This is a genomic window from Variovorax sp. VNK109 (assembly GCF_049445855.1).
Taxonomy (GTDB): Bacteria; Pseudomonadota; Gammaproteobacteria; order Burkholderiales; family Burkholderiaceae_C; genus JAGOCV01.
On the sequence record NZ_JBMSDV010000001.1, the window covers coordinates 320542 to 336525 of the forward strand.

Consider the following 15984-nt stretch of genomic DNA (forward strand, 5'->3'; position numbering starts at 1 on the left):
TCCGCCCTGTCGCAATCCGGCCATCGGCCTGGCACGCACAGACCATGCATCGCTGCATGCCGTCTTCATACTGCGCGCACCACAGCACAGGAGATTCCCATGTCCGACACCTACGTCATCGTCCACGGCGCATGGCACACCGGCGCCGAACTCGAAGCCACCGCAGCGCTCATGCGCAAGGCCGGTCACACCGTCCACTGCCCCACGCTCGCAGGCAACCGCCCCGGCGACAACAAGACCACCACAGGCCTGAAAGACGCCGTCGATTCACTGGTCGACTACATCGTCTCGAAAGACCTGAAGCAGGTGCGGCTCGTGGGCCACAGCTACGGCGGCATGGTGATCTCGATGACCTACGACCGCATTCCCGACCGCATCCAGCGCCTGGTGTACGTGAATGCCTTCGTGCCGAACCCGGGCGAATGCCTGAACGACCTGGTGCCGCCGCACTACCTGTCGCTGTTCGACGAAATCGCCGCCGCCAATGCCAACGCCGTCATGCTGCCCTTTCCGATCTGGCGCGAGGCTTTCATCAACGACGCGGACCTCGCGCTGGCCGAGTCGTCGTACGCGGCGCTCAATCCCCACCCCTACAAGACCTTCACCGACAAGGCGGAGCTCAAGATGCCGATGGCTGCCGCGCAGGTCGGCAAGTCCTACATCAACTGCCAGCAGGACACCGCGATGCCGCACGGCCATCCGTGGCATCCGCGCCTGTCCGAAAAGCTGGGTTTGTTCCGCCTGGTCGAATGCCAGGGCAGCCACGAGATCTGGTTCACCGACCCGGCGACCATCGCCGACGCGATCGTGAAGGCCGGGCGGGACTGACCGCGCCGCGCCGGGCCGGATCGGCTCAGGCCGCTTCGGCAGCGAGCTGGCGCAGCGCCTGCTCGAACACTTCCACCGGCTGGCCACCGGAGATGAGGTGCCGGTCGTTGAAGATGATGGCCGGCACCGAGTGGATGCCCGCGTTCAGGTACATCTGCTCGGCTTCGCGCGTCTCGGCCGCGAATTCGTCACCGGCCAGCACTTCGGCCGCGCGCCTGTCGTCCAGGCCGGCGCTGCGCACGGCGTCGAGCAGCACGTCGCTGGACTCGGGCGCCTTGCCGTCAGTGAAATAAGCTGTGAACAACGCTTTCTTCAAGGCGTGCTGCTGGCCCGGTGCGCCTTCCACATCGGCCCAGTGCAGCAGGCGGTGCGCATTGAAAGTGTTGTAGATGCGGTCGCGCCCTTCCATGCGGAAGGTGAAGCCCACGGCTTCGCCGCGCTGGCGGATGGTTTCGCGGATGGACGCCTGCTGCTCGGCCGTCGATCCGTATTTCTGCGAGAGGTGCTCGGTGATTTCCTGACCGCCGGCCCACATCTGCGGGTTCAGCTCGAAAGGCTGGAAGTGCAGCTCTGCCTTCACTTCGCTGCCGACGCGCTCGATCGCCTGCTCCAGCGCCGACAGGCCGATGGCGCACCAGGGGCACGACACGTCGGAGACGAAATCGATCTTGAGGGTGGGGGCAGCAGAGGCTGTGGTTGCGGTTGTGGCAGTGGTCATGGCAGCGGGCATGTCGGCAGGAGAAGCCGCCGATTGTGCCGCCGCGTCACTTTTTCTGCTGCACCGTCGGCATCGACCCTGCAATGAGCGCGGCCAGCGCTTCGCCCTGCAGCAATTGCACGCCTTCTGTCTTGAGCAGTGCCGCCGTGTTCTCATTGAGCGCAGCCAGCGCAACGTAGATGGCACCGCTTGCATCTGCCTTGCGCACGGCGGCGGCCAGTTCGCGGATCGGCTCTGCGCCGTGGTTGCCGGCCTTCCAGCGTCGGGCCGAAACCATCGTCGTGCGTCCCGCCTTCTCGAGGCGCAGGTCCGCGCCGCCGGAACCCGCCGTCACGGTGTAGCCGTCACGCGTCCAGGCATCACGCAGCAGGGCTTCGAAGTTCTTCCACGGCATGGTGGATACGGCTTCCAGCGTTTCTGTCACACGCGCGGCGCTCGGTGCCTTCCACTGCCGCCACGCGGCGATGGCACCGATGACCACGAACGGGAACGAGCCGAGCATGCCCACCGTCTGGAAGCGCTCGGGCAACAGCGCGCGCGCCACGGCAGCGAAGCCCGCTGCCACCAGCAGGCTCACCCACCAGGGCGAGCGCAGCAGCACCGCGAACAGTGACTTCTCGGACATCCTGAACTTCATGCGCGTCCTTCCGGTTGGGGTTTCTTTTCGAGGATCTGTGCGAGCAAGGCATCGACAGCCCCGGGTTTTTCGTACTGCACCCAATGACCGGCGTCCGGCACCCAGTGCATCTGCACGAAGTACGGCGTGGAAAGGGCGAAAGCTGCCGCCAGCTGCGGATGCCGGCCGGTGTAGATGGCGTCGTGCTCGCCATAGATGGCATGCACGGGGCAATCGGCGTGGGCCAGCGCATCGGCAAGCACGCGCGTGAATGCGAGACGGCGGCGCGGCAGGCGGTCGCGCACGACGTTGGTGCGATGCAGCGTGAGCGCGTCATCGTCGATGGTTGCGGGGTCCTTCACCATCAACGCTGCCAGGTTGTGCCGGTGGATGGCGTCGCGCGCGGCCGGGTCGTCCAGATGGCGCCAGCCGCGCAGGTCGACCTGGCGCGACGAGACGACGCCCATCGCGGGGGCACCGACCACCACGAGCCGCTTCACGCGCGACGGCTTCATGGCCATCCACAAACCGGCCACCATGCCACCGAAGGAGAAGCCCACCAGATCGACGGCCGCATCGCCGGCGATCTGCGACAGGCCCGCTTCGAGCGGCGCGGGCATCGCATCGGCATCGTCGCCGCCGGGCGGCAATGCGGAATCGCCGAAGCCCGGCAGGTCGGGCGCGATGACACGGCGGCCCGCATCCACCAGCGGCTGGATGTTGCGCAGCCAGTGCGTCCAGCTGCCGCTGCCGCCATGCAGCAGCACGAGCGGATCGCCGCCGCCCGGCGTCTCATCCCACACATGCCAGACGAGCGTGCCGTCGCCGCAAGGCGTTTCGATGCGGGTGGCGCTGGACTGCAGTTTCTGGATCAGTGAAGACATCTTGGAACGGGCTCAGGCTGCGCTTTCATGCGGTTTGCGCAGTTTGCGCGGTTTGCGCGACTTGCCCGGAGCGGTCGATGGTAAGCCACCCAGCAACAGCGCGCGCTGCGCGGGCGATGCACCCAGCGCAGCCGACAGGCTGTCCGCCTGCTGCAGCAACGCGGCGACGAACGCCGGACGCTTTTGCTCGACGCGATCGCGCAGGCCCGACAGCGTCATCGCACCGACGAACTGGTCGTCCTGGCCGAACACGGGCACGCACATCGACGCGGTGAACGAATCACGCACGCCGCTTGTCTGCACGGGCAGCGCCGGTGCCGGCACGCCGAGGTGCACAGCGCCCTGCAAGCCCCAGTGGCGGAACACCTGTCCGGTGGAACTGTCGTCGAACGGAAGCAGGCTGCCGGCCAGCACATGCTGGTGCAGGCCTTCACGAGGCTGGATGCGGAACAGGCACATGCGCTGCCCGGCACTCTCGACGTAATAAGACGCGGTCTCGTCGGTGGCCTGCGACAACTCGCGCAGCCGCGGCACCACCCAGTCCGACATCTGGAAGCCGAGCTCGTAGACACGCCCGAGGTACAGCACGCGCGGCCCGAGCGTGTACGCGCCGCCCGGCTGGCGCAGCACGTAGCCCATGCGCGTGAGCGAATTGAGCAGGCGGTAGATCGTTGTCTTGTGCAGCTTCACGCGTGAAGCGAAGGCCGCCAGCGTGAGGCTTTCTTCACCGGGCCGGAAGCAGTCCAGCAGGCCGAGCGCGCGTTCCACGGCCGTGACGCCGTCATTGCCCATTGTGTTCACCCATGTCATTGCCTCCAGGTCGGGAACAGATATTTTGCCACGTACAACATGATTTCAGCCAATACAATTTCGGCAACGCGCCCGGGACAGGCGCCAAAGAGACATCCAGAATGACGAAACCATCCCCCATCCCCGACTGGCTGACTTCCACCCTGCTCGCCGATGCCGGCGCGTTGCCGCTCAGGAGCGACATCCGTCCGCTCACCCCCGGCCTGCGCATGTTCGGTCCGGCGCTCACGGTCAGCGTGCCGCCCGGGGACAACCTCGCCATCCACGCCGCACTGGCGGTGGTCCAGCCCGGCGAGATACTCGTCATCGACGGCCAGGGCCATCGCGAACGCGCGCTGATGGGCGGCATCATGTCCACGCAGGCGAGCGCCAGTTCGGTGGGCGGCGTGGTCATCGACGGCGTGATGCGCGACGCGGCGGAACTGCTGCACATCGGCCTGCCGGCCTTCGCGCTCGGCGTGCACCCCGCAGGCCCGCACAAGAAGGGCGACGGCTCGGTTGGCGAGTCCATCCAGTGCTGCGGCGCGCCCGTGTCCACTGGCGACTGGGTCTTCGGCGACGACGACGGCGTCGTTGTGCTGCCCGTCGCCCAGCGCGGGACGCTGCTGGCCGGTGCCGAGGCCAAGTTCAAGCGCGAACAGGCACGTCTTGCGGCCATCGGGCGCGGCGAGCTGGTCGCGGGCTGGCTGAAGGAATCGCTGGCTGCAGCGAACGTGCAGTTCGCACCGGACAGGACGCCGGACCTCGGCTGAGGCACCCACGAAAGGGAAAAAGACGTGGCCCTGCTGCGCAACTTTCCTGCACTGGCCGAGCGCGGCGTGCGCCGCTACATGCTGGGCCAGGCCGCATCCGTGCTCGGCTTCTGGGTGCAGGCCATCACGCTCAACCTGCTGCTGTGGGACGGCACGCATTCGCCGGCTGCGCTCGGCCTGCTGAACTTCCTGCTGTACGGGCCGATGCTGGTCGTCGCGCCGTTGTTCGGCGGACGGATCAAGCCGCAGAACTCACGCGACACGGTGCTGCGCATCCTGGCTTGCACGCTCGCGGTCTCGGCCGCGCTGCTGGCGGCTTCTCTCCTGGGCATGCTCACACCTGCAGCCATCCTCGTTGCATCGCTGGCGCTCGGCGTGCTGAGCGCCATGGAAACCCCGGCGCGGCAGCTGATGCTGACCTCGTCGCTGGAAGACCGGTCCAGGCTTTCGAACGCCGTGGCCATGAACACGGTGGTCTTCAATGTCGGCCGCATGGCGGGCCCTGCTGTCGCTGCGGTCATCTATTCCCATGCGGGACCGACGGCTGCCATCGGGTGCAGCTTCGTGGGCATCCTCACCATGCGCTTCTGCGTGCAAGGCATCGAGACGCGCCGCATCGAAGTCAAGGCTGCAGGCGGACTTCGCGGCGCGCTGCAGTTCGCGCGTGGCGACGAATTCGCCCGACGCTACCTGCCCGTGATCACCTGCATGGGCCTGTTCGTCGGCACGTACCAGACGCTCATCCCCGTGCTGGCGGCGCAGCAGTTCGGCAACGCAGCTGCCTACACCGGCCTTTTCTTCAGTTGCGCCGGCGCGGGCTCGTTCGTCGCAGCCCTGCTGCTGTCGTCGCGCTTCGCGCTCGGGCCATCGGCGCTGGTGTGGGCGCCATGGATCAGCGTGGCCGCGCTCGCGGGGGTGGCGGCGTCGCTCTGGCCGGCCATGGCCGTGCCCTGCTTCGTCGTGATCGGCTTCACGCTCACATTCTCGTCCACCTCCGTGAATGCCACGTTGCAACACCGCGCAAGCGACGCCGTGCGCGGTGGCGTCGTGGGCCTGTACAGCATGGCGTTCATGGGCGCCATGCCCATCGGCCACCTGCTGGTCGGCCTGCTTTCTTCCGCCATCGGCCCGCGCCACGCGTTTGGCGTGCTGGCCTGCCTGATGTCACTCGCCCTCGTCCTGCAACGGCTGCTGCAGGGCCCCTCATCCATTTCAAACCCAAGGAGATCACCATGAACAAACGCAACTTCATCCTGCGTGCCGGCGCCGCTGCAGCCATTGCCTGCGCCATGGGTACCGGCAGCATCGCATCGGCGCAGTCCTGGCCGAACAAGCCGGTGCGCATCGTCGTCCCGTTCGCAGCAGGCGGCCCGGCCGACATCGTCGCGCGCGAAGTGGCGCAGAAGCTCACCAACCAGCTGGGTCAGAGCTTCGTGGTCGAGAACGCGGGCGGTGGGCACGGCATTCCCGCCATGAACACGGTGTCGCGCGGCCCCGCCGACGGCCACGTGCTGCTGATGGCCGCGTCAGGCAACGTGACCATCCAGCCGATCACCATGAAGGCCAGCGCCGATGCGCTCGCCACGCTCGAGCCGGTCGGCCAGGTCGCCACCAGCCCGCACGTGCTGGTGGTCACCAGCAAGTTGCCCGTGAAGTCGGTCAAGGAACTCGTGGACTATGCGAAGGCCAACCCGGGCAAGGTGAACTTCGGCTCGGCCGGCACCGGCGGCCTGGCGCACCTGGGCATGGAACTCTTCAAGTACCAGGGCAAGGTGGACGTGGTGCACGTGCCGTACAAGGGCACGTCGCAGGTGATGGTGGACATCAGCTCGGGCCAGGTGCAGGCGCTCTTCTCGAGCATGCCGTCGCTCAAGCCGCTGGTGGACAAGGGCAGCATCCGCGTGATCGGCCTCACTGCGCCGAGCGACGGTGCCGACACCGCCGGTGTGCCGCTGATCTCGGCCACGGTGCCCGGCGTGGAATACACCACCTGGTATGCCTTCTTCGCGCCCAAGGGCACGCCGGCCGCGGTGGCGAATCGCCTGAATGAAGAGATGAAGAAAGTCGCCGCCGACCCGGTGCTGCGCAAGAAGCTGTCGGATCAGGGCGTGGACCTGCAGGCCAGCAGCGCGGCGGAACTCCAGGCCCTGATGAAGCGCGACACCGACAAGTGGGCGAAACTGATCAAGGAAGCGAAGATCGAGATCGAGTGATCAGCCGGCCGTGAGGGCTGCCAGACCCGCGATGGCCAGCGGGTAGCCCGACACGCCGAAGCCGCACATCACGGCTTTGGCGACGGGCGAGATGTACGAGTGATGGCGGAACGCCTCGCGCGCGTGCACGTTGGAGATGTGAAGTTCGATCACCGTCACGGCAGCGCCCTTGATGGCGTCGTGCAGCGCGATGGAGGTGTGCGTGTACGCGCCCGCGTTCAGGATCACACCGGCCAGCGTGCCCGCCGCCTGCGCCTTGCCGGCTTCGTGGATCCAGTCCACCAGCGCGCCCTCGTGGCTGGTCTGGCGGAAGTCCAGCTTCAGCCCGTGCGCCGCGCACGCATCGGCGCAGAGCTTCTCGACGTCGGCCAGCGTATGCGCGCCATAGACGGCAGGCTCGCGCGTGCCGAGCAGGTTGAGGTTGGGACCGTTGAGGACAAGCGCGGTTTTCATGCGGGGCATTCTAGTGGAGGGGTTGGCGTGAAGCACTTACGATGCATGCTGGCCACCCGAGGACTTACCCGATGAGAGGCAACACGGCACCGCGCGCCATTGCGTGCACCGCAAGGACGCTGATCACCCATGGCGTACTGGCCCTGGCCTGCGCGCAAGGTGCGATGGCGCAGGAGCGGCAACTGCAGACACCCGGCCCCGCCGGGCCACTCGGCGGCACGCTGCGCATGGCACAGGTGCCCGAAGCCCCGGTGCCGACCAATGTTTCCGCCGCAGTCGCGGCGACCTTGGCGCCGCAGCCCGCACCGGCCGTGCTCATCATCCCCGGTTCCGGCCCCACCGATCGCGACGGCAACAGCCCGGCTGGCATCCGCGCATCCACCTACCGCCTGCTGGCCGAGGCGCTGGCGCAGCAGAACATCAGCAGTCTGCGCATCGACAAGCGCGGGCTGTTCGGCAGCAGCGCCGCAGTGGCCGACCCCAATGCCGTCACCATCGCCGACTACGCGACCGACGTGCGCAACTGGATCGCCCCGCTGCGCGAAGCCACGGCGGCACCGTGCATCTGGCTGCTCGGCCACAGCGAAGGCGGTGTCGTCGCACTGGCCGCCGGACAGGGGCTGCCGCCAGACATCTGCGGCCTGATCCTCGTCGCTACGCCGGGCCGGCCGCTGGGTCAGGTGTTGCGCGAGCAGTTCCGCACCAACCCCGCGAATGCACCGCTGCTCGACCAGGCACTGGCCGCCATCGACGCCCTCGAAGCGGGCCGACGCGTGGACACCGGTGCGATGCATCCGGCCCTCGCATCGATCTTCCACCCATCGGTGCAGGGCTACCTCATGAACACCTTCCCGCTCGATCCGGCCGTTCTGATCGCGGGCACGCGGCTGCCCGTGCTCATCCTGCAGGGCGAACGCGATATCCAGGTCAGCGTCACCGATGCGCAGCGGCTGCAGCAAGCGCAGCAACGCGCGAAGCTGGTGTTCCTGCCCAGCGCCAACCACGTGCTCAAGCAGGTGACCAGCGACGACCGCAATGCGAACATGTCCACCTATGTGGTGACGGATCTGCCGTTGGCCGGTGGTGTCGTGCGCGCGATCACGGAGTTCATCGAGGCGAATACGCCGCGGCGCTAGCGCGGTTGCCCGCACACGCACCAAGGACTGACGAAGGCCCGGACTGCCTCAGACGTGCCCCAGCACCGGATGCGGCTCGTACGCCGCTTCCAGCCTCTCCATCTCCGCCGGCGTGATGCTCACCTCCATCGCCGCAGCCGCCTGATCGAGTTGCCAGGTCTTGCTCGCGCCGACGATGGGCGCGGTGACGCCCTTGTGCATCAGCCACGCATACGCCAGCGTGGCATTGCCCACGCCCTTCTTCGCCGCAAGCTTCGTGAGAGCGTCCACCACCTTGAAGTCGCCCTTGCGGTAGTAGTAGCTCTGCGCAATGTCGTCGGTGCGGGCACGGCTGGTTTCTCCGCTGTCCTTGTCGCCAGTCTTGCGATTGCCTGCGAGGAAGCCGCGCGCCAGCGGACTCCACGGCAGCAGCGCGACGCCCTGATCCTTGCACTGCGGGATCATCTCGCGCTCTTCCTCGCGGTAGACGAGGTTGTAGTGGTTCTGCATGCTCACGAATTTCGTGTGGCCGCGCGCGGCCGCGATGTGCTGCGCCTTGGCGAACTGCCACGCGAACATGCTGGACGCGCCGATGTAGCGCACCTTTCCGGACTTCACGATGTCGTGCAGCGCCTCCATGATTTCCTCGATCGGCGTGCCGTGGTCGAGGCGGTGGATCTGGTAGAGATCGATGTAATCAGTGCCCAGGCGCTCGAGGCTCGCGTCCACCGCGTGGAACAGGCGCTTGCGCGAGAGCCCGTCCATGTTGGGCTTGCGGTCGGGCTTGGCCGCCGAGCTCGCGCCGCCCTTGAAGCCGAGTTCCACCGGGTAGTACACCTTGGTGGCGATGACCACCTCTTCCCGCCGGCAGAACTCGCGCACGAACTTGCCGGTGAGCACTTCGGATTCACCTGCCGAATACATGTCGGCGGTGTCGAAGAAGTTGATGCCCAGCTCCACTGCGTGCTTGACCACCGGGCGAGACGCGGCCTCCTCCATCACCCACGGGCGCCACTGCGGCGTGCCGTAGGTCATCATGCCCAGACAGATGCGTGAAACGGTGAGGCCGGTGTGGCCGAGCTTGGTGTACTGCATGCGTTCTGACTCCTCGTTGTGGTCGCCGTTGTGGTCGCCGTTGTCGTGGCCGGCTGGCGGTGAATGGCTGAGCGTACGGCAGAAATCCCGGGCTTGCACGACAATGCCGTGCCTGCATGAAAACCCGTCACTTCGCCCAACTGGTCGCGATGTCCGCCCTGTGGGGCGCATCCTTTCCCTTCATCCGCGTTGCAAGCCCCGCCCTCGGCCCGTGGGGCGTGGCGGGCATCCGCTGCCTGCTGGCCGCCATCGTGCTCGGCCTGCTGATGCGCTGGCTCGGCCAGCGCTGGCCGGCTCGCTCGGCCTGGGCGTCGCTCACGCGCCTGGCCATTTTCACGCTGGTGATTCCCTTCCTGCTGTTCAACTGGGCGTCCCTCTCGCTGCCGGCCGGCTACTCGGCCGTGCTGAACGCCACGATGCCGCTCTTCGGCGCCATCTTCGCGGCCATGCTGGGCGAGGAGAAGCTCACCCTGCGCCGCGTGATCGGCTGCGCCATCGGCTTCGCCGGCGTGGCCTTGCTGGTGCAGCTCGGCCCCGTGGAAACCAGCGCACGCGTCGTGTTGGCCGCCGTGGCCTGCACCGTGGCCGCAGCCAGCTATGGCCTGGGTTCGGTGATGATGAAACGCGCCACGCGCGATCACGAGCCCCTGACCGCCTCGGCCACCGTGCACGTGGCAGCGGCCGCCTTGCTGGCCATCCCCACCATGGCGACCGTGCCGTCGATGCAGTTCAGCATTCCTGCTGCAGTGTCGATGCTGGTGCTGGGCACGATCACCTCGGGCTTCATGTACTGGATCAGCATGCGGCTGCTGCGCGAGATCCCGCCGAGCGCGGCCAACTCCGCGGCATTCATGATTCCGTTCTTCGGCGTGACCTGGGGCAACCTGTTCCTGGGCGAGCCAGTGACGCCGGGCATGCTGCCCGGTTGCGCGCTGGTGCTGATCGCCACGGCGCTGATCACCGGATTCAACCCGTTCAGGGGCGCGCCGCCGGAACCCTGAGCGCAGGAACCCAGAGCGCCGCCCCTCAAGCCTCCGGGTGCTCGACCTTGAACACCTGCCACGCGCAGGCCGTTGCCACCATACCGAGCCCGGCCGCCGCGACGAACAGCACGTCGAAGCCCCACTGCGACGCGATCGCGCCGCCGGCCAGCACCCCCGCCACGCCGCCAAAGCCATAGCCGATGACGGTGAAGAGCGCCTGCCCACGACCGCGCAGGCGATCGGGGAAGTAGTGCGACACGAGCGCAATGCACACCGTGTGGTGCGTGGCGAAGGTGAAGGCATGCAGCAGCTGTGCGAGCAGGACCGCCATGAGCACATCGCCCAGCAGACCGGTGGTCGCCATGCGCAGCGCCGTCAATGCACCGCAGACGACGAGCCAGCGCGTCATCGGCAGCTTGCCGATCAGCCGTCCCTGCAGGAAGAACCAGCCGATCTCCACCACCACCGACACGGCCCAGAGCGCGCCGATCATGCCCTTGCTGTAGCCCAGCGAGTCGAGGTAGAGCGAGAGGAAGGCATACACCGCGAAGTGCGCCATGACGTGGAACAGCAGCGAGGCGAAGAACCAGCGCACCGCCGGCTTGCGCAGCACCGGCATCACGGGTTCGTCCGCCGTCTTGTGGTGGACCGCTGTTTCGCGCACGTCGGGCAGGCGCATCGTGGCCACCAGCACCAGCAGCAACGTGATGCCGGCCCACGCGGGGAAGTGGCCCATGCCGAAGTACTGGAACCAGCCGCCGGCAAGGAACACCGTCAGCAGGAAACCCGCCGACCCCCAGAGGCGGATGCGCCCGTAGCGGCCCCAGTCGCCCGCCACCAGATGCGCCATGGCGGCTTCGGTGAGCGACATCATCGAACTCGTGTGGATGAACACGACCAGCAGCACGAAGCCCAACCACCAGCCGCCACCGGAAATCCACAAGCCGAGCGAACCCACCATCGCGACGGCCGCGCTGTAGCGCAGCAGGCGCACGCGCTCGCCCGTGCGGTCGCTGATGGCGCCCCAGATGTAGGGCGCGAAGACGCGCGTGAACGACTGCACCGACGTGAGCAGGCTGATCACGAAGATCGGCAGGCCCAGCTCTTTCAGCCAGAGCGGCAGGTAGGGATTGAAGAACCCGATGTGCGCGAAGTAGCTCGCCGACAGGAACGCGAACGGCACGAGCTGGCGGCTTTGCGCCGCCGCTATCGGGGCCGGCGGCATCAGAGGAACGACGCCTTGATGGGCAAGACTTCGGGCTTCACGTCGCCGCACTGCGCGCGGTTGCGGAGCATGTGGTCCATCACCACCAGCGCGAGCAGCGCCTCGGCGATCGGCGTGGCACGGATGCCCACGCACGGGTCGTGACGGCCCTTGGTGACAATCTCGGTGCTGTTGCCCTGCACGTCGATGGTTTCGCGCGGGCTGATGATGGAGCTGGTCGGCTTGATGGCGATGCTCACTTCCAGGTCCTGCCCGGTGCTGATGCCGCCGAGCACGCCGCCCGCATTGTTGGACTTGAAGCCACCGGGCGAAAGCGAGTCGCCATGCGTGGTGCCGCGTTGCGACACACTCGCAAAGCCGGCACCGATCTCCACGCCCTTCACCGCATTCAGGCCCATCATGGCCTTGGCGATGTCGGCATCCAGCCGGTCGTACAGCGGCTCACCCAGGCCGACCGGCATGCCGGTGGCCGTGACGCGCAGCTTCGCGCCGCACGAGTCGCCGGCCTTGCGCAGTGCGTCCATGTAGTCCTCGAGCTTCGACACGTCGGCCACTGGTGCGAAGAACGGGTTGTTGGGCACGTGGTCCCAGCTCTCGAAGGGAATCTCCACTTCGCCCACCTGCGTCATGCAACCGCGGAACGCGATGCCGTGCTGGGCCAGCCATTTCTTCGCCACCGCGCCTGCCGCCACGGTTGGCGCGGTGAGGCGCGCGGAGGAACGGCCGCCGCCACGCGGGTCGCGCAGGCCGTACTTGTGCATGTAGGTGTAGTCGGCATGGCCGGGACGGTAGGACTGGGCAATGGCCGAATAGTCCTTGCTGCGCTGGTCGGTGTTGCGGATGAGCAGGCAGATCGGCGTACCTGTGGTCCTGCCTTCGTACACGCCGGAGAGGATTTCCACCCTGTCGGCCTCGTCGCGCTGGGTGACGTGCCGGCTGGTGCCGGGACGGCGGCGGTCCAGGTCGGGCTGGATGTCGGCCTCCGACAGTTCCATGCCCGGGGGGCAGCCGTCGATCACGCAGCCAATGGCCGGGCCATGCGATTCACCGAAATTCGTGACCGCGAACAGGGTTCCAAGGGTGTTGCCGCTCATGGGCCCGGATTATCCCAGAGGGGAGAAAGTGGGAACGGTTCATGCTTTCTGCCGCACTGCAGCATTCCTTATTTGCTGACAAAGGAGAGCCACCCATGCTGGATAGAACCTCAACAAAGTTTTCGCATGTGAAGCTGACCGACACCGACTACGTGTCAGGCGGACTGCGCGACTTCTTCCTCTACCGCGACCTCGGCATCGCCGAAGCCACCCACGGCAAGGTCATCGCGCACCTCGTCAAGGCCAACATGGCACCGGAAGTGGGCACGGGCTGGCACCGACATGAGGCGGACTTCCAGATCGTGATCATGGTCAAGGGTTGGGCCAGGTTCATGTACGAGGACAAGGAAACCCTGGTCGAAGCCGGCGACGTGGTGCACCAGCGCCCGGGCATCCGCCACTACCTGTTCGACTATTCGCCCGACATGGAATACCTGGAGATCGTCTCCCCCGCCGACTTCAAGACGGTGGACGTCGAGCCGGTCTGCGAAATCCCGGCCCCCACCCCCTGGAAGTAAAAAGCCAGAGGCATCGCGGAACCGGCTCCGCCGGGCCGCCGATGCCGCCCCCCTGGGGGGAGGCGCCAAAGGCGCTTCGGGGGAGATCAGAATTCGGCGTCGAGTTCGTCGATCTCGTCGGGCTCCTGCTTTGCGGCAGTCACCCATTCCTGCATCGCGGGCAGTTCCATCATGCGCTTGCAGTACGCAGTGCACACCTTGTCCAGCGCCACGTCATAGGTCATGAAGCGCGTCACGACCGGCGCATACATCGCGTCGGCCATACAGGGCTGCTTGCCGAAGAGGAATGGGCCGCCATAGGTAGCCAGGCACTCCTTCCAGATGGCGATCACGCGATCGATGTCTCCCTGCGCACGCGACCACACCTTGAAGCCCGGAAAGCGGGCCTTGATGTTCATGGGCAGCGACGCGCGCATGGCAGAGAAGCCCGAGTGCATCTCGCCGCAGATGGCGCGGCAGTGCGCGCGCGCCTTGGCATCTGCCGGCAGCAGGCCCGCCTTGGGTTTGACTTCGTTGATGTACTCGCCGATGGCCAGCGTGTCCCACACCTTGATGCCGTTGTGCTGCAGCGAAGGCACCAGCATCGACGCGGACAGCAGCAGGATTTCGGCCTTCATCGCCGGATCGTCCGGCGGGATGACCTTCTCGGTGAAGTCGAGCCCCGCCAGCCGGGCCATGAGCCAGCCACGCAATGCCCACGCGCCGTAGTTCTTGCTGCTGATGGTGAGGACGGCTTTGGTGGCCATGGTGTCGTGCTCCTGTTGTCCAGCAGTCAGCAAGCCCTGTGCCAGAACGGTGCGCTCCGTTCGTCGGCTGCGTCACATGCGCGATGCTGCAGCGCAGCATTGGCCCGCAAATTGCCTCACAATGTCCCAGAAGGTCACCTTCAGGAACCCCATGCTCTATCAGGCCTACCAGCTCCAATCCGACCTCATGTCGCCGCTGAGGCTTCTGGCCCAGCAGGCCAGCACCAGCCTCTGGTTGCGTGACACGGAGCGCAGCATCGTGAGACAGATGTCTGCCGCCAGTGAAGTGTTCTCCCGCATGCGGCTCACGCACAGCCGCCCGCCGTACCGTATCGATTCCGTCATGGTCGGCGAGAAGGAAGTTCCGGTCATCGAGGAGAAGAAGCTGAGCCTGCCCTTCGGCACGCTGCTGCGCTTCCGCAAGGAAGGCGTCAAGGGCCATCCGCCGGTGCTGCTGGTGGCGCCGCTGTCCGGCCACTTCGCCACGCTGCTGCGCGAGACCGTGCGCACGCTGCTGCAGGACCACGACGTCTACATCACCGACTGGCACAACGCGCGCGACGTGTCGCTGCGCAACGGCGCGTTCGGTCTGGAGGACTACATCACCTACATGATCCGCTTCACCGAAGCCGTGCACGCGGAATCGGGCGTGCCGGTACACATGGTGGCGGTGTGCCAGCCCTGCGTGGCGGCGCTGGCCGCCACCGCCGTGATGGCCGAGGACAACAACCCCGCGCAACCCCGCACGCTCACGCTGATGGCCGGCCCGGTGGACTGCCGCGTGAACCCGACCGAGGTGAACCGGCTGGCCGTGAGCAAACCGATCGAATGGTTCGAGAAGAACCTCATCAGCCACGTGCCGCTGCCGCATGCGGGCTTCATGCGCCGCGTGTACCCGGGCTTCGTGCAGCTGTCCGCCTTCATGAGCATGAACATGGAGCGGCACAAGAAGTCGTTCGAGGACATGTACCAGCACCTGGTCGAAGGCGAAGTCGACAAGGCGCAGACCATCGGCACCTTCTACGACGAATACCTGGCGGTGAACGACCTGCCCGCCGAGTTCTACCTGGAGACGGTGAACAAGGTCTTCCAGACCTACGACCTGCCGCTGGGCAAGCTCACCTGGCAGGGCCGCACGGTGAATCCGGCGGCCATCCGCAAGACCTGGCTGCTGACGGTGGAAGGCGAGCGCGACGACATCTGTGCCGTCGGCCAGACCGTGGCTGCGCTCGACATGTGCAGCGGTATCCGCCCGTACATGAAGAGCAACCACCTGCAGGCCGGCGTGGGCCACTACGGTGTGTTCAGCGGTCGCAAGTGGAACCAGCAGATCTACCCGCGCGTGCGGGAGATGATCCACGCGAGCCTCGGCTGAGGCCGCGCTTCACGGAAGAAAGCTCAGAGCCGCGGCGCGCTGTCGCTGGACTCTTCCTCGGGCCAGTCGCGGATGTAGGCCTTGAGCATCTTGTTCTCGAAGTTCTGGCTGTCCACGACGGCCTTGGCCACGTCGTAGAAGCTGATGACACCCATGAGCATGCGCTTGTCCATGACCGGCATGTAACGCGCGTGGCGCTCCAGCATCATGCGGCGGACTTCGTCGAGTTCGGTCTCGAAGGTGCAGGTGAGCGGGTGGTCGTCCATGGCCGAACGCACGAGCGAGTTGCCGACCTGTCCGCCGTTCTTGACGATGGTCTGGATGACTTCGCGGAAGGTGAGCATGCCGACCAGATCGCCATGCTCCATGACGACGAGCGAGCCGATGTCCTTTTCGGCCATGGCCTGGATGGCCAGCGCCAGGGGCTCGTCGGGGGTGACTGTGAAGAGTGTGCCGCCCTTCACGCGCAGGATGTCGCTGACTTTCATCGTTTTTCTCCTCGGGTTCCGGGGTCGCGGGTCTGAAATATAGCCCACAAATGGCCCACAATCAGGGCCAT

Annotated in this window: 18 protein-coding genes; 8 read left to right on the forward strand and 10 right to left on the reverse strand. The window is 66.5% G+C overall.

Annotation, left to right across the window (positions count from 1 at the left end; all coding sequences use genetic code 11):
* Positions 1–99 precede the first annotated feature (99 nt).
* Entirely contained in the window at positions 100–828 is a 729-nt protein-coding gene (locus ACO2Q9_RS01475; RefSeq protein ID WP_423307584.1) for an alpha/beta fold hydrolase, read from the forward strand.
* 25 nt (positions 829–853) lie between these two features.
* Here ACO2Q9_RS01475 and ACO2Q9_RS01480 read toward each other — a convergent pair whose 3' ends face one another.
* Genes ACO2Q9_RS01480 through ACO2Q9_RS01495 form a run of 4 tightly spaced genes read right to left on the reverse strand, consistent with a single transcriptional unit; the run spans position 854 to position 3838 of the window.
* Positions 854–1546 carry a DsbA family oxidoreductase gene (locus tag ACO2Q9_RS01480; protein ID WP_423307586.1) on the reverse strand — a complete coding sequence of 231 codons (693 nt, stop codon included), beginning with the start codon at positions 1544–1546 and terminating at the stop codon, positions 854–856.
* Between the two features lie 46 nt (positions 1547–1592).
* Positions 1593–2183, reverse strand: a complete 591-nt coding sequence (locus ACO2Q9_RS01485) for a restriction endonuclease (protein WP_423307588.1) — start codon at positions 2181–2183, stop codon at positions 1593–1595.
* Complete coding sequence (locus ACO2Q9_RS01490) at positions 2180–3046, reverse strand: alpha/beta fold hydrolase (protein ID WP_423307590.1); 867 nt, start codon at positions 3044–3046, stop codon at positions 2180–2182. The genes ACO2Q9_RS01485 and ACO2Q9_RS01490 overlap by 4 nt, the downstream gene beginning before the upstream one ends.
* Positions 3047–3058: 12 nt before the next feature.
* Positions 3059–3838 carry an IclR family transcriptional regulator gene (locus ACO2Q9_RS01495; protein ID WP_423309872.1) on the reverse strand — a complete coding sequence of 260 codons (780 nt, stop codon included), beginning with the start codon at positions 3836–3838 and terminating at the stop codon, positions 3059–3061.
* Between the two features lie 119 nt (positions 3839–3957).
* On the opposite strand from ACO2Q9_RS01495, the gene ACO2Q9_RS01500 reads away from it, so the two are divergent.
* Genes ACO2Q9_RS01500 through ACO2Q9_RS01510 form a run of 3 tightly spaced genes read left to right on the forward strand, consistent with a single transcriptional unit; the run spans position 3958 to position 6821 of the window.
* Positions 3958–4608 carry an RraA family protein gene (locus tag ACO2Q9_RS01500; RefSeq protein ID WP_423307592.1) on the forward strand — a complete coding sequence of 217 codons (651 nt, stop codon included), beginning with the start codon at positions 3958–3960 and terminating at the stop codon, positions 4606–4608.
* Positions 4609–4632: 24 nt separating this feature from the next.
* The gene (locus ACO2Q9_RS01505; RefSeq protein ID WP_423307594.1) at positions 4633–5844 is read left to right on the forward strand and encodes an MFS transporter; all 1212 of its coding nucleotides are present in this window, start codon (positions 4633–4635) and stop codon (positions 5842–5844) included.
* On the forward strand, positions 5841–6821 hold the full coding sequence (locus tag ACO2Q9_RS01510; protein WP_423307596.1) for a Bug family tripartite tricarboxylate transporter substrate binding protein: 981 nt from the start codon (positions 5841–5843) through the stop codon (positions 6819–6821). Before ACO2Q9_RS01505 ends, ACO2Q9_RS01510 begins: the two co-directional genes overlap by 4 nt.
* On the opposite strand, the gene aroQ is transcribed toward ACO2Q9_RS01510, so the two are convergent.
* Positions 6822–7274, reverse strand: coding sequence for a type II 3-dehydroquinate dehydratase (gene aroQ / locus ACO2Q9_RS01515; RefSeq protein ID WP_423307598.1), 453 nt, complete (start codon positions 7272–7274; stop codon positions 6822–6824). It abuts the gene before it with no gap.
* A 71-nt stretch (positions 7275–7345) separates the two neighbouring features.
* Here aroQ and ACO2Q9_RS01520 point away from each other — a divergent pair, with 71 nt between their 5' ends.
* A complete protein-coding gene (locus ACO2Q9_RS01520) occupies positions 7346–8410 on the forward strand; it encodes an alpha/beta hydrolase (RefSeq protein ID WP_423307600.1) in 1065 nt (354 codons plus the stop codon).
* Positions 8411–8458: 48 nt separating this feature from the next.
* On the opposite strand, the gene ACO2Q9_RS01525 is transcribed toward ACO2Q9_RS01520, so the two are convergent.
* Complete coding sequence (locus tag ACO2Q9_RS01525; RefSeq protein WP_423309874.1) at positions 8459–9484, reverse strand: aldo/keto reductase; 1026 nt, start codon at positions 9482–9484, stop codon at positions 8459–8461.
* A gap of 116 nt (positions 9485–9600) precedes the next feature.
* On the opposite strand from ACO2Q9_RS01525, the gene ACO2Q9_RS01530 reads away from it, so the two are divergent.
* Positions 9601–10485, forward strand: a complete 885-nt coding sequence (locus ACO2Q9_RS01530) for a DMT family transporter (RefSeq protein ID WP_423307602.1) — start codon at positions 9601–9603, stop codon at positions 10483–10485.
* 25 nt (positions 10486–10510) lie between these two features.
* Here ACO2Q9_RS01530 and ACO2Q9_RS01535 read toward each other — a convergent pair whose 3' ends face one another.
* Both ACO2Q9_RS01535 and aroC read right to left on the reverse strand, forming a co-directional pair.
* Entirely contained in the window at positions 10511–11692 is a 1182-nt protein-coding gene (locus ACO2Q9_RS01535) for an MFS transporter (protein WP_423307604.1), read from the reverse strand.
* The gene (gene aroC, locus ACO2Q9_RS01540) at positions 11692–12786 is read right to left on the reverse strand and encodes a chorismate synthase (protein WP_423307606.1); all 1095 of its coding nucleotides are present in this window, start codon (positions 12784–12786) and stop codon (positions 11692–11694) included. Before aroC ends, ACO2Q9_RS01535 begins: the two co-directional genes overlap by 1 nt.
* Positions 12787–12881: 95 nt before the next feature.
* Here aroC and ACO2Q9_RS01545 point away from each other — a divergent pair, with 95 nt between their 5' ends.
* On the forward strand, positions 12882–13304 hold the full coding sequence (locus tag ACO2Q9_RS01545) for a cupin domain-containing protein (RefSeq protein WP_423307608.1): 423 nt from the start codon (positions 12882–12884) through the stop codon (positions 13302–13304).
* Between the two features lie 86 nt (positions 13305–13390).
* On the opposite strand, the gene ACO2Q9_RS01550 is transcribed toward ACO2Q9_RS01545, so the two are convergent.
* Positions 13391–14050 carry a glutathione S-transferase gene (locus ACO2Q9_RS01550; protein WP_423307610.1) on the reverse strand — a complete coding sequence of 220 codons (660 nt, stop codon included), beginning with the start codon at positions 14048–14050 and terminating at the stop codon, positions 13391–13393.
* A 151-nt stretch (positions 14051–14201) separates the two neighbouring features.
* On the opposite strand from ACO2Q9_RS01550, the gene ACO2Q9_RS01555 reads away from it, so the two are divergent.
* Positions 14202–15425: a polyhydroxyalkanoate depolymerase gene (locus tag ACO2Q9_RS01555; protein ID WP_423309876.1), complete on the forward strand. Its 1224-nt coding sequence runs from the start codon at positions 14202–14204 to the stop codon at positions 15423–15425.
* Between the two features lie 23 nt (positions 15426–15448).
* Here the strand turns inward: ACO2Q9_RS01555 and ACO2Q9_RS01560 are convergent, their stop codons facing one another.
* Positions 15449–15913, reverse strand: a complete 465-nt coding sequence (locus tag ACO2Q9_RS01560) for a CBS domain-containing protein (protein ID WP_423307612.1) — start codon at positions 15911–15913, stop codon at positions 15449–15451.
* Between the last annotated feature and the right edge of the window lie 71 nt (positions 15914–15984).